Genomic DNA, 12,744 nt, shown 5'->3' on the forward strand with positions numbered 1-12,744 from the left:
GTTGTCTAAAATAAGGGGTCGTTTTTACGCTTCAAGACAAGTGACTGGAAACGCCGCGACAAGTGACTGGAAACATTACATCGGGCCGGTTTGCGGACGCCGGCAGCGGGGGCCGACCGCCGCCAGTTCGCCATCCGCCAGATGCCGCGCCACCGTGGCCTGGTCACAATTCAGCAGCCGGCACACCTCCACGGCGCGCAGGACGCTGCGCCCGTGGCCGATAACCTCGGCCAGCACGACGTCCTCGGCCAGGTCTGCGCCGGGCATCACCGCCTCCGGCTGCTTGAACGCCGCCAGCGAGCGGTGCCAGATGCGCAACTCCCGCCGGCCCGAGCCGGCCCGGGCGATGTTCCAGGCCCAGGGCAGCCGGCCCTCGTCCAGCCAGGTGAGGATGCGCGGCTCGCTTTGCCCGAGCCACGCCATGGCCGCGCGCACCGGCCACAGCGGCAGGCACTGCTGGCAGACCGGATGATGCGGGCGCGGGCGGGGCGGACTGGGCGGAAGCAACCGCCGCGTCCGGTTTTGGCAATGTTGTATGTTTCTCATATAGTGCAATTATGTTATATGTATGAAAATAAACCCGGCGCCACCCGGCGTCAACCGAAAATATAAACTATTTATAAAAGCCAATTAATGTTTTATTACACAATAAAAGCCAGCCGGAAGCCGGGTTCATTTAGCATTCCGCAGGCGTGTGTTTGTATCGCCGATCATCTGGTTTTGATTATTTGCCATGTCCGAAGCCATTTTTCTGCAAACGTTTTCGGTTCCGATTTTGCCTCCCGTTTTGCTTGACCGCCATCCCCGGCCAAGTAGTCTTGCACTCATGCACCTTAACCACGCTGGCTTGCGCATGGGACCATTCGCCTTTGGCGGAGTCACCCGCATTTCTCCCCACCCCCGCAGCCGTCAGGGTAAGGAGCCGATCCATTCCGCAATCCGCAATCCGCAATCCGGAATTCCATTCGCCTCATGACGGCTTCCCCCTCCAAAACCCCTTGGTACCGCATCCTCTATGTCCAAGTGCTCCTGGCCGTCGTCGCCGGGATTATCCTGGGCTACCTTTATCCCCAATGTGGGAAAAGCCTAAAACCGTTGGGCGACGGCTTCATCAAACTGATCAAAGTGATCATTGCGCCGATTATCTTCTGCACCGTGACACACGGCATCGCCTCCATGGGCAGCCTGAAAAAACTCGGGCGTATCGGCGGCAAGACCATCCTGTATTTCGAAGTGGTCTCAACGGTCGCGCTCCTCATCGGACTGATCGTCGTCAACATGCTGCGCCCGGGCGCCGGGTTCAACATTGATCCCAAGACCCTTGACCCGTCGTTGAGCCAAGCCTACGCGCAGAAAGCGCACGCCATGAGCACCACGGAGTTTTTGCTGAACCTGATCCCGCAAACGTTTGTGGGCGCGTTTGTCTCCGGTGATTTGCTACAAGTGCTGTTGGTGGCCATGTTGACCGCCTTCGCGGTTTCCGCCATGGGCAAGCAGGGTGAGCCGTTGCTGGGCGCGATTGAATACGGCTCCAAGGTTTGCTTCGGCATCTTGCACATCATCGTCAAGGCGGCGCCCATCGGAGCATTTGGCGCCATGGCGTTCACCATCGGCAGTTACGGTTTGAGTGCCTTGCAAAATCTGGCCATGCTGATGGTCGGATTTTATCTGACCTCGGCGGTGTTTGTCTTCGTGGTCCTGGGGTCCATTGCCACCTGGTGCGGCTTCTCCATTGTGCGCTTCCTGTTTTATATCAAGGAAGAGCTGATGCTCGTGCTCGGGACGAGTTCCTCGGAAACCGCTCTGCCCGGCATGATCGAAAAAATGCGGCGCTTGGGTTGCAGCGATTCCACCGTGGGTTTGGTGATCCCCACCGGCTACAGCTTCAACCTGGATGGCACGAATATCTACATGGCCATGGCCGCCGTGTTCCTGGCCCAAGCCACCAACACGCCGCTCGATCTCCAACATCAACTCAGCCTGTTGCTGGTGGCGATGATCACCTCCAAGGGAGCCAGCGGAGTCACCGGCGCGGGATTTGTCACGCTGGCCGCCACGCTCGCGGCGGTGCCCGGTGTGCCGCTGGAATCACTGGCGCTGTTGGTGGGCATTGATCGCTTTATGAGCGAATGCCGCGCCCTCACCAACCTCGTCGGCAACGGCGTCGCCACCTTGGTCATCAGTCGTTGGGAAAACGAGGTGACCGGAGCGGAACTGCGCGAACGCCTGGCGAAATCGTAATCTTCATCGTCATGTCCGGTTGCCCGGCCCTACGGGCGCAACCGCCAAAATGTGGAATTCATCCTGAAGTTTCCCCAGCGCGTACGCCACCAGACTGAGGTTGATGAAAATATTGAGCGCCAAAAGTGGCGCGAATCCCCACAGGATTTCCTCATCCATGTTTTCCCATCGCACCGCCAGAAGGATCAGCCAGGCAATCCAGGTGGGCGCCTGTAAAATAAACGCGACAAACAAACCGCGCTGCGTGGCGCGCATGGCCCGGCCCTCCTTGAGCCCCAGCCAGAGGCCCCACCAGCTCAGCGCGTAGAGATCGGTTAAAAGCATCAGGAACGGCAATCCAAACACCACTAGTACCGCCACCAGTTGCCAGGGATGCAGGCCGATCAGCGCTATCAGCAATGGCGGAACCTGCAGCAGCAGGCACAAGGCGACCGGCACCAAAGCGTCACGCTTGATACCCAACAAGTGTCCCCGGATGAGGTCGCGCGTGCTGAGCGGTGTAACCAGCAGCGTGGCCAGCGCCCCGCTGCGCCGGCTTTCGGCAAAAGCGCGCGCGGCTTGCATCAGTACCCGCACCTTCACGGTCAGGCTGATCAGCAGGCATCCTCCAAGGAACGCGGTCAGCCAGGCATCCCCACGCAGCGTCACGGACAGAATGAAAACCGTGCCGAGAAACAGCAACAGTCCAATTGCCCAAAAGCTCAGGCGCAGTTGATACAGACGCTCCGCCAGCCAGAGCGTGGGTGTGTCCTCCAATTGGCGATGCCGGCTGGCGGCCCGCTGCCGGCTCCACCAGCGATCCAGTCCCAAAGCCTGTTCCAATTTCTGTTCCGTCCGTGCTTCCATCGACGGGCGCACCGTCAGTGGCTCGCGAACCTGCCAGCGGCGCGGCGCGCTGAAGCTGGCGATGAGCAACAATACAAACGTGGCGCCCAGCGTCACCAGCAGGCAGCCGCATTGCAGCCCGGGCGGCACCGTGCCCCCGCTCCAATCCGTCAAAATGGCCACCAGGTTGACGGCGGGACTGGCCAGCAGGAGCGACAGGCTGTCCCACGAATCAATGCCCGCCCGGCGCCCCGCCGCATTGAGCGCGCAGATCAACCATGGAATCGCCACCACCAGCCACGCGCTTATGAGCGCCGCGCTCTGCCGGCGCATCAGCGCGGAGAAAAAAATCCCGACGGCGGTCGCAAACAGCAGGGTCACCAGCATGGTGGCCACGGCAAACACATAATCCTGCCACGTGGCGCCGCCAAACAGGAATCCCAGCGCGGGAATGGGCACGATCGCCAGGAGCCCGCCCAGCGCGTGAAGAAGGTTCGCAACCCATTTTCCCAGCACAATGTCGTAGCCTTTGAGGTCCGTGAGAAATAACAGGCCGAGCGTATCCTCGCGTTTTTCCTGGCTGATGGTGTCGGCGGTGAGGGCCACCCCGTACACCACGGAATACAGGTAGCCCAACACCAGGATACCAATCATCAGGGTGCGGCCATAGACGCGGATGCGCGCGCCACTGTCGAGGCAGTATAAAAACAGTGCTGTGGCAAACAGGACCGCCACGCCGGCAAAGGCCACGCGCGCGTAGTACGTGCTGTGCCGCCGGGCAGCCAGCCGCAACTCACGATCAACGATGGGCAATAGTACCATACGCCAGTCTTACCGCCATTCAAACCACTCGGTGTTGGCCTTCATGATCACCAGAATCAGCCAGGGGATGACCAACAACATGCTGTGCGCCATGGCCAGGCCCCAATACAGGTGGACGCGGGCGGGATTCCAGCGCCGGGCAGGGCGTATCCGGCGCAGCCAGGCCAGCGCGCCCAGTTGCACGATGGCGAGGAAGACCAGGATCACCAACGCACTCCCGGGGAAGTCCAGCATCACCAGCCATTCCATCACGCTCCAACCAAGCGCCCAGGCCACGTAGAAGGAGAATTTGCGGAGTGGTTCACCGGTTTCGGCGGCGATTTGCCAAAACAGCCGGCTCGCCTGCCCGGCCGCAATGAGGCCGAGAAAGGGGACCAGCCCCACAAGCCCCAGCCAGAAACACCGCCGGGAACGCTGAATCAAACGCAGCGTGGCCGACGGCGAGTCATCAAGCAAGCTGGGTGGGTGGCTGGGGTTCATATCACCGGCGGAATCGGAAGCGTGTAAAAGTAGCTAATCGCCTGCCAGTTGGCCAGGCAGACCACCGCCACGACCAGCCCATTGCTGATGGCCAGGCCGGTGCTGAGAAATTGCGCGGCGGCCTGTTCCTGCTGGAAGGCCTGCGCATCCAGGGCTTCGTGCCAGCCTTCCAGTGACTGGACGAATCCACCGGTGGCCGCCAGCCCGTGCGCGGCGTTGGCCAGACGCCAGTGAAATTCTCCGGTGTCATCCATCCGCGCCACCACCTCGGCCAGGGTCCGTCCGGATTCAAGTTCTTTGACGGCCCGTTCCGCGCGCAGCAGGAACACCCGGTTGCCGGTCACCCTGGCGGCCAGCAACACGGCGCGGGATTCCGGCAGGCGGGCATCCAGCAGCACCGCCAGCGTGGCGGAGAAATCCCGCAGCATGCGCTTTTGTTTCCACGGGATCAGATAGACCAGCCAGTCGGTCACCGGGTAGAGGCCGGCCTCGAGCCAGGGACGCAGGCGCGGCCCGCCAACGAAGAACACGGACCCCATGAACAGGGCGGCAAAGGACGCCAGTTGGAACAGGAACAGGAAGCCGCCCCATTCGTGGGTCAGGCGCATCAACGGCGGCAACGGGTGGCCAAAACCCGCGTAGATTTCCAGATAAACGGGAAAAATTTTCAGGCTCAGGAACGGCAGCACCAGCAGCAGCATGGGATTCAGCAGGAACAGCATGAGCACCTGGTAGTTGATCGCGCTGCGCATTTGGGAAAGCCCGTCGCTCAGGGTTCTCCGGCAGGCGGGCAGCACCTTCGGTAGCGCGCCGGTTTCCAGCGCGGCCAGCAGCATGCCGTGAATCGGCGGCGGCAAAAAGCCCGGCATCTGTTCCAAGGCGCGCGGCAGGGACAACCCGCTCTCCAGGTGCGCGGCCAGTTCAAAAAATGCCGCACCCAGCATGGGATCGCGCGTGCGGCCCGCTTCCACCAGCGTTTGCTCGGGCGACCGTCCGGATTGCAGCCCGGTTTCGATCAAGTCCAGCACCATGCGGCCGCGCTCCTGTCGGCGCAACGGGAGCTGGATCAGCCAGTGCAGCCCCCAGGCCGCGACCGCGAGCGGCACAATCCAAAGCGCCAGCCACTGTACGGCGGTCCAGAGAATGTCCGGCAGGTGTTCCATGAAATGAGCGGTAATTGATTAATAGAACCCGAAAACGTTTCTGAACATGTTAAAACTGTTGTACACGATCGGATACACCTGCACCAGGACCATCAGGCCCATGACCACAATGGAGGCGGGCAGCGCGGCATACAACAATACCTCCGCCTGGTACGCCGCCCGCTTCTGGAAGGCTTCGGCGGCGCGTTGCAGCCCGGTCGTCAAATCTTCGCCCGCGCTGGCCACCAGCCAGACAAACATCGGCGGTAGCAGCGGGCTGTCGGCCGCCAGATCCGCAAACTTGCCATGACCATCCGCCATCCGCTGTTGCCAGCGCGCCAGTTCCGTGCCCAGCGGGGATTGTTTTTCCAGGGAGGCCAGCAGCTTTACCGCTTCCTCCAGCCGGCTGCCGCTTTGCATCAGCAGGGCGAGCGTGCTGGCGAATTGCGCCAGGTGCGCCTCGCGAAACGCCGGGAGCCGCCAGCGCAGGGATTGCCGGATGCGCGGTACGGCGGCAAAGCATCCGGCTACCAGCACCAAGCTGCCGATTACCGTGGGCGGCAACCAAATTTTCAACTGGGTTTTATAGCCCAACGCATCGAAATCCACCTGCTCCCGTTTTCCATAGCCAAACCATTGGTTGGAGGAAGGATGCATGGTGCGCAACAGGTTGCTGTTCAACCGGCTGTGCAGCACGGCAAACCACAGCGATAAACCGAAGGAGCACAACAACAGCAGAGCGGGATACACCATCAAGCCTTTGAGCCGCAGCCATAACGTGCCCGCGCGGCGATAATAATCCGCCAGCAGCGTCAGCAGCCCGGGAAAATCCTGGGAACGTGCCCCGGCCAGCACCATCTGCTTGTAGAACTCCGGCAGCGCGCGCGCCTCCAGTGCTGCGGCCAACGGGGCGCCGCCGGCCAGCGCCTGTTCCAACTGCTCCAACTCGCGGCGCAACCGGCTGCGGTGCATCGTGCGCGACAATTGCCGTAGCGCTCCTTCGAGCGGGATGCCGCTGCGCAACATGCCGGCCAGTTGCAGGTTGAAATAACTCAGTTCGTCGTGATTCATGGCCCAAACAAGCGGCGGTACTCGGCCTCAGTGGTCACCCGACTCTCGACCCATTGCCGCGCAGATTGCTCCAACCGGCATTGCGGTTGGACGGCGGCGGGACCTTGCGCGCGAATAGCCGCGCGACTCGCGTCATCCACCCGGAACCATTCCACGGCGGGCACCCGGCCATGATACCCGGTTTGCAGGCAGGCGGCACAGCCGCTGCCGCCACAGTCATTGCAGCACGCGCGCAACAAACGCTGGTTTAAAACCAGCGCCACGGATGACACCACCGCGTAATGATCCGGGCACAACACCAGCAGGCGCTCGTACACGCCCTGGCAGGACCCGGCGTGCAACGTCGAGATGACCAGGTGTCCGGTCAATGCCGCGCGCACCGCCAGGCTCGCGGTTTCATCATCGCGGATTTCGCCAATCACCAGCACTTGCGGATCCTGGCGCAGCAGGTGCCGGGCGGCTTTCGGAAAATCGAGCCCGATCGCCTCGTTCACCTCGGTCTGCATAATGCCGGGGATGACTTGTTCCACCGGATCTTCGATCGTAATGATGTGCTGCCCGCTGGCGGCGGCCAGGTGTCGCAGACAGGCGTAAATCGTAGTGGTCTTGCCGCTGCCGGCCGGCCCCGTGAGCAGCAGCAGACCGGCGTGCCCGCGCAGAAATCGCTCCAGCTCCAGGCAGACCTCTCCGGGCAGCCGCAATTCGCGCAGCGTGCGCTGATCGCCGGTTTGAAACAGGCGCAGCACGATTTTTTCGCCGGTGACGGTGGGATACGTGGCCACCCGGATATCCTGTTGCCCGTTGACGGCGGCGCTTTCAATGCGGCCATCCTGCGGCAGCGACTCTTGGTAGGTCTTTAACTTGGCGAGATATTTGATGCGTCCAAAAACCAGTTCGGCAACCCCCTCATCGAGGGATTCTGCGGGCGTCATCATGCCATCCAGCCGGAAGGCGACTTGCGCGCGCTTGCCATGGCGTTGCAGGTGAATGTCGCTGGCCCCGGCCCGCTCGGCCTGGTGTATCAAGTCCGCTACGATTTCCGGCGCAGTTTTGGTCATGGCAATAACAACCGTCCGCGATTCATTTCCCGCGAGCGGGTTGAATATGCCACACCCTGGCGGCCGGGTAAACAAATTCCCGCCTTCAGCCTGACTCGATTCGCGTATTTCCGCATGCTTCGCGAGCCCCAGCCAGTTGCGCAAGACGCTGGTGCAGGCTGAGAATCGAAACGACTTACGTTTTTGGTCCCAGCGGGCCTTGCCCGGAACCACCACGAGCAGAATGCTCATTGCAGCTCTATCCGTGAACATCGTTAAGTCAACTACCGATTCTCACGAACTAAAGGCGGCGATGATTTTAGCCATGGCCTTGAAAATAATTCAGGGATAACGGTTTTTTAAAGAAATCCGAAGCTGGCAAACTTTTGCAGAAACATTCCATGGCAGAAAAATGGCAGGTAAAAAATGATACGAAGCAGTTAGAAATTAGAAGCCAGGCGATGGCAAATCCGATCCCCAGGGTTCCGTTTCCCGTTGGGCCGGCCCCGTTGAAGTGATCAACGAATCGCCTGAGCTTTGAGGCGAATGGCTTGTGCGCGATAAACGCGATCGGTACTTCCCAGGAAAGCAGGCAACCCAACGCTGACATTTTCGTTACTATTACTTTTAGAATTCAACAAAACTGCATCAGCCCTCATGTCTGCGGCCCGGTAGAGCATCGCATTAATGACGGTGGCTTCATCGCCAGCAGGCGCCTCGCAGGTCATGAGGCCGATTGCTTCAAACGGTTGTTTGATCTCATCCGGAGTTTGGAAGAACCTGACTGTGCCGTAAGCCTTTCCTGGGAGGTTGCCAACATAACTTGCTACTTGAAGGCGGTTGTAATGGCGTACCGGTTCACTACTGCACCCTTGCAAGAGAATATAAATACCGAGAAGTGCCAATAATAGAATCACGTTCTTGCGTGGACGGAATGGCTTGCGCAAACACTGTGGTTCATTGTGCAATTTCATGTGAGTTATGATAGGCACCAAGGAGAGGGTGTCAAGTGCGTGCTGGCGAATGACCTCTGGAAATTCAAAAAACGAATTCGTATTATGGGGGCAAATCGTTTTTATGTTCGCCCGCCCATTTATTCTCACAGCCTGCAGTTGGCGATGCTGTCAACGCGTCAGCAGCCATTGCCAGACCGGAACAATTGCGATCCCCTCGGGTACGCGAAACTCGCGTGGCGGTTCGCTTTCTGTCAGCACGAGGGCCGTCGCATTCGGAAACTCCCGCCGGGCTTCAACCAAAGCGCGGATTTCGCGTTCGCAGGTCGCCGGGGACGAGATATCGGCTGCGGCCTGGATCAATTGGCAGTGGCCCTCGAAATCCGTCGCGACAAAATCTACCTCAAGTCCCGAAGCGGTCTTGGCATAAGCGAGATCACGGCTTGCTCTCAATAGCTCACAGGCGATGATATTTTCGATGAGGTGCCCCCGGTCAAGACCCGCCGCTGGGCTGAACGCCTGAGCGAGACCGTGGTCAGCCAGGTACACCTTGCGCGGGTTGACTTGCCGCCGCCGCTCCGACCGGCCGGCCAATGGTACGGTAAAAACGAGGAAGGCATCCTCCAGGTACGAGAGAAAAGCCAGCAGGGTTTCCTTGGAGACGGCAATGCCCCGCGATCCGAAATCCGCATAGATCTTGCTCACGCTCAGCAGCGTGGCCGGATTTCGCAGAAGCTGGCGGACAAATGCGCGCAAAGCGGGAAGGTTGGTGACCTTGTGGCGTTCGGCCACATCGCGAAAAAGGACGGTATCCACGTAACTCTGCAACAGGCCGATCCGGTTGCGCGTGGCGGCATAAGCTCCGGCCTCCGGAAAACCGCCAATTTCGAGATAGGCGTCAAAATGGGCGCGCAACGCCGACCGTTCCGTGCTGGAAACCAGCCGTTGCGGCGCGTCTTCGGGCCAATTTCGTCCACGCAGAAACTCGCGAAAACTGAACGGCGTGATGACCGTCTCCATCGCGCGGCCTCGCATACTCGTCGCCACTTCGCGGCTCAACATGCGGGCGGACGACCCGCTCAGGAAAAGCTCAACCTTTTCGGAATCCAGCACCCGGCGGACAAACCGCTCCCATCCCGGAATGATCTGAATTTCGTCCAGGCACCAGGTCACCTCCGCTTGGTGGCGAAATTGCGGCCACTGGCGGTAATACTCCTCGATGATCGTGCCAAGATCTTCCGCTTGGAACGTGCCAAGCCGCTCATCCTCGAAATTGAAATAGACCAGTCGCTCCCGTTCGATCCCGCGCGCTAAGCGGTCAGCCAGGCATTGGTAGAGGAAGAAAGTCTTCCCCGCCCGCCGCATGCCGATGACGGCTTGGGCTTTGCCCGGCAGGAGGGCGGGCGAGGCATTGCGGCGCACCATTTTAGGAAAAGGTGCCTGGCTGGCGTCTCCCAGCTTTTGTTGGATGACGCTCAATACTTGGTCTTCCATAAAGACCAAAATAGATCAAAACCGGTCTTGTTGCAAGACCGGTTTTTATTTCACATCCGTACCGCTCAACCACGCCCGCACCGCTGGATACTGTGCCTCAGGAAACATTTGGCTGATCTAAAAACGATGTCAAGGCTGTGATGAGCCGGTTGAAAAAACACAGTAATGTTCATTCTGCACTTGGCATAAAGCGTTGAATCCGCTGCCCTGTCGTCATGCCGAGCCAATTAGGAGTCCAGTTTCCGGGAGGCGTCTGCCATGTCATGGGCCGTGAGGATCGGCGGGAGGACATTTATCTGGACGACGTGGCTTGGTATATTTCTTTTGGAACGATTCAAAATGAGGCATCATGAAAATTAGGAAAAACTATGAATGACCCCGGTTACAAGATATTAGGTGAGTCATGCGGGAGTCGCATCCAAAGCGTTGATAACCTCTTTCCATTGTAGCTTGTGCTTGTTCAGATCACGTTGTAGAAGAATAAGACGTTTTGTTTCAAGTAATTCAAGCCGTTTTTGTGAAATGGCTCCTCTCGCATACTGCCAGAGCGTGTTGGCATGTTTATCTACCACAACAAGCTGCCGATTTTGAAAACGATATATCCAGTCTAACACAAGTTTATTGATCCCTTTGTCTCCAAACCCATAGCCGATCACAATGAGTACGTCGGCATCCCTAAGGGCAAGGAAGGCTTGATGATAAATCTCTAAATATACCGGATCTGTGTAGCTGATGAGCTTATTGAAGGTCCCTATCAGAAACATAGGCGATGGATCAAGGTTGCAGTGTCGCCTTTCTTGTTCATCTTTTATGGCAGCCTTGGACGTCGGTATACCAATGTAGTCCTCGAACCACGGAGCTGCTTTTTCGGGGCGAAAGCGGTACCAGTTGCATCCACCATGTAGCTTTAACAGGCGCACGGATTGTCCAGCGTTGACGAAAGAAGATGGCTGCCATGTTCGAATTTTTCTGGCGTGTGTTTTTGTAAAACCATCGACAAAACAGATATTGTGTGCGTTGAGTTGCACTTCAATCAACGTGTCATGGTTAAGCGTCATTAAAATAATATTTTTCTCACCGACGTCCTGAATTGCTTCAACGATAAAATCCAAGTGCTCAAATTTGATCGGCCTAACAGTAAGCGCTTTTGCAATATGGCTGCGAATATATTCCGTGGCGGCTGTCGTAAGCTTTTCAATCTGGTTCTTAAGTTTATGCGAATCACGGGCTTCCATTAGGAGGAATTCTACGATAAGTTTTTGAATAAGCGGTTGTAAGGCAGGATTATCCAATTCGTCCAGGAGGTCTTCACGGATTTGGTTCGCGATGAAATATATGTCCTCGTAGTTTGTGATGTGTCCAAACTCATGGGCATAGCGTACGTCAACCACAGTCTTTACCCACCGCAAGAATTTCACCATCTCCTTTGACGAAACATCGTTTGAAGCGACACCATACGGTTCCCCAAATCCTTCTCCTGAGAGAACCTGCTCAGTAAGGCTGGTGACAGATGGATACCCGGCTGGGATTGAGGCACCCGAACCCAAAAGAAAACAAAGGTTCATATGGCGAGTTAAGCGAATGAGTTTATTGTTTAAAAGCCCAGTTGTATTAAGGGCTTAAATCAGGTTTTCTGGAACCACATAAGGTCGCTCATTTGTTAATGCCCAATTAAGCAAAATCATGGTTTGCTTTTAATTATAAAACTGTGTTGAAATGGCTGATTTCCTAACAGGACGGTGAACTTATATTCATTTGGAACCGGCATAAAACGAGATAAAGGCACAGCAATAATACCCTGAGCCGATTGCCCTTTATCTAAGACTTTTGTGCTCAAGGACAATCGCTGAAGGGCCAGCATTGCATCCTCAAATGATTTGTCTAACTGCTGTTTATTTTTTTCGATTCTTCCGCTGTTGTCCCGGTAAATTGAATAAACTACACTTGGGTCAGTGGCCGTGGCTTGATAGGTTCCAGAAAAATACTGACCTTGTGAATTATAGCCTGAAACTGTGCCCTGCGTTTGTGAATTAGAAAACACTGCCATTTCCAGTGATGCCTGAAACCAACTACCTAAGGCATACCTCATTTCCGCTTTCGATTTATTCGAAGTGAATTTCTGCACGACCTTATTAATATCAAGAATAGGAACGGATTTCCCCTTTTTGTCTACCAACGTAATGTTTTTTATGCTGTATTCCATTGGCTGCGCATCTACATTTTTAGCATATACATGAAAAATAACCATGTCGTTAAATAACTTGTTTTGAGCTGTAGGTTCAAAAAGAATCTCTGAAATCATATTATTTGAAGTCTGATGGACTCCCTTCGTTCTTGCTTGATGTTGCATCGCAACCAGAGTCTGGCCTTGCTGAGGAGCAGGAGAGAAGTAGTAGATCCTGGTAGAACAGCCTGAGATAAGAATGATGGCAATTAAAGTAATACAATAAAGCAGAAATCTGTTCATCATGACGATTCCCAGACACGTGCCCAGAGGATGTTTGTTCTGTTCCCCAAGGAAAGAGGCATCGATAGGGAGTTCTATGTTTTCTGATTTCATTATTTTCATAGGTTCACCAAAATTTAATGGCCTTTGCATAGAGTTCATTTGTCATTATTACTATACCTCTTAAGAAACTCCGGATGAAGCCGTTGGTGTTGGAACGAGTTCGAACCCCA

General features: G+C 56.6%; 11 protein-coding genes. 1 reads left to right on the plus strand and 10 read right to left on the minus strand.

Going from position 1 to position 12,744, the window contains the following annotated elements; all coding sequences use genetic code 11:
- Positions 1 to 75: 75 nt before the first annotated feature.
- Positions 76 to 546, minus strand: coding sequence for a hypothetical protein (locus WCO56_25625; protein ID MEI7732978.1), 471 nt, complete (start codon positions 544 to 546; stop codon positions 76 to 78).
- Between the two features lie 426 nt (positions 547 to 972).
- On the opposite strand from WCO56_25625, the gene WCO56_25630 reads away from it, so the two are divergent.
- The gene (locus WCO56_25630; GenBank protein MEI7732979.1) at positions 973 to 2,241 is read left to right on the plus strand and encodes a dicarboxylate/amino acid:cation symporter; all 1,269 of its coding nucleotides are present in this window, start codon (positions 973 to 975) and stop codon (positions 2,239 to 2,241) included.
- A 9-nt stretch (positions 2,242 to 2,250) separates the two neighbouring features.
- Here WCO56_25630 and WCO56_25635 read toward each other — a convergent pair whose 3' ends face one another.
- The 9 genes from WCO56_25635 to WCO56_25675 all read right to left on the minus strand — a co-directional run bounded on the left by WCO56_25635 (position 2,251) and on the right by WCO56_25675 (position 12,673).
- On the minus strand, positions 2,251 to 3,888 hold the full coding sequence (locus WCO56_25635; protein MEI7732980.1) for an ABC transporter permease subunit: 1,638 nt from the start codon (positions 3,886 to 3,888) through the stop codon (positions 2,251 to 2,253).
- A 9-nt stretch (positions 3,889 to 3,897) separates the two neighbouring features.
- Positions 3,898 to 4,368, minus strand: coding sequence for a hypothetical protein (locus tag WCO56_25640; GenBank protein ID MEI7732981.1), 471 nt, complete (start codon positions 4,366 to 4,368; stop codon positions 3,898 to 3,900).
- Entirely contained in the window at positions 4,365 to 5,531 is a 1,167-nt protein-coding gene (locus WCO56_25645; protein MEI7732982.1) for a type II secretion system F family protein, read from the minus strand. The genes WCO56_25640 and WCO56_25645 overlap by 4 nt, the downstream gene beginning before the upstream one ends.
- A gap of 18 nt (positions 5,532 to 5,549) precedes the next feature.
- Positions 5,550 to 6,581, minus strand: coding sequence for a type II secretion system F family protein (locus tag WCO56_25650; protein MEI7732983.1), 1,032 nt, complete (start codon positions 6,579 to 6,581; stop codon positions 5,550 to 5,552).
- The gene (locus tag WCO56_25655) at positions 6,578 to 7,870 is read right to left on the minus strand and encodes an ATPase, T2SS/T4P/T4SS family (GenBank protein MEI7732984.1); all 1,293 of its coding nucleotides are present in this window, start codon (positions 7,868 to 7,870) and stop codon (positions 6,578 to 6,580) included. Before WCO56_25655 ends, WCO56_25650 begins: the two co-directional genes overlap by 4 nt.
- Positions 7,871 to 8,136: 266 nt before the next feature.
- Complete coding sequence (locus WCO56_25660; GenBank protein MEI7732985.1) at positions 8,137 to 8,592, minus strand: hypothetical protein; 456 nt, start codon at positions 8,590 to 8,592, stop codon at positions 8,137 to 8,139.
- Between the two features lie 150 nt (positions 8,593 to 8,742).
- A complete protein-coding gene (locus WCO56_25665) occupies positions 8,743 to 10,065 on the minus strand; it encodes an ATP-binding protein (GenBank protein ID MEI7732986.1) in 1,323 nt (440 codons plus the stop codon).
- 401 nt (positions 10,066 to 10,466) lie between these two features.
- Positions 10,467 to 11,630: a hypothetical protein gene (locus WCO56_25670; GenBank protein ID MEI7732987.1), complete on the minus strand. Its 1,164-nt coding sequence runs from the start codon at positions 11,628 to 11,630 to the stop codon at positions 10,467 to 10,469.
- Between the two features lie 116 nt (positions 11,631 to 11,746).
- Positions 11,747 to 12,673, minus strand: coding sequence for a hypothetical protein (locus tag WCO56_25675; GenBank protein ID MEI7732988.1), 927 nt, complete (start codon positions 12,671 to 12,673; stop codon positions 11,747 to 11,749).
- Positions 12,674 to 12,744 lie beyond the last annotated feature (71 nt).

Source organism: Verrucomicrobiota bacterium, from assembly GCA_037139415.1.
GTDB lineage: Bacteria > Verrucomicrobiota > Verrucomicrobiia > Limisphaerales > Fontisphaeraceae > JBAXGN01.

What these genes read in the sequence shown, in the direction of transcription:
- WCO56_25650 (MEI7732983.1), bottom strand. Translation starts at nt 6,581, where the DNA reads ATGAATCACGACGAACTGAGTTATTTCAACCTGCAACTGGCCGGCATG.
- WCO56_25635 (MEI7732980.1), bottom strand. Translation starts at nt 3,888, where the DNA reads ATGGTACTATTGCCCATCGTTGATCGTGAGTTGCGGCTGGCTGCCCGG.
- WCO56_25665 (MEI7732986.1), bottom strand. Translation starts at nt 10,065, where the DNA reads ATGGAAGACCAAGTATTGAGCGTCATCCAACAAAAGCTGGGAGACGCC.
- WCO56_25670 (MEI7732987.1), bottom strand. Translation starts at nt 11,630, where the DNA reads ATGAACCTTTGTTTTCTTTTGGGTTCGGGTGCCTCAATCCCAGCCGGG.
- WCO56_25645 (MEI7732982.1), bottom strand. Translation starts at nt 5,531, where the DNA reads ATGGAACACCTGCCGGACATTCTCTGGACCGCCGTACAGTGGCTGGCG.
- WCO56_25630 (MEI7732979.1), top strand. Translation starts at nt 973, where the DNA reads ATGACGGCTTCCCCCTCCAAAACCCCTTGGTACCGCATCCTCTATGTC.
- WCO56_25675 (MEI7732988.1), bottom strand. Translation starts at nt 12,673, where the DNA reads ATGAACTCTATGCAAAGGCCATTAAATTTTGGTGAACCTATGAAAATA.
- WCO56_25655 (MEI7732984.1), bottom strand. Translation starts at nt 7,870, where the DNA reads ATGAGCATTCTGCTCGTGGTGGTTCCGGGCAAGGCCCGCTGGGACCAA.
- WCO56_25640 (MEI7732981.1), bottom strand. Translation starts at nt 4,368, where the DNA reads ATGAACCCCAGCCACCCACCCAGCTTGCTTGATGACTCGCCGTCGGCC.
- WCO56_25660 (MEI7732985.1), bottom strand. Translation starts at nt 8,592, where the DNA reads ATGAAATTGCACAATGAACCACAGTGTTTGCGCAAGCCATTCCGTCCA.
- WCO56_25625 (MEI7732978.1), bottom strand. Translation starts at nt 546, where the DNA reads ATGAGAAACATACAACATTGCCAAAACCGGACGCGGCGGTTGCTTCCG.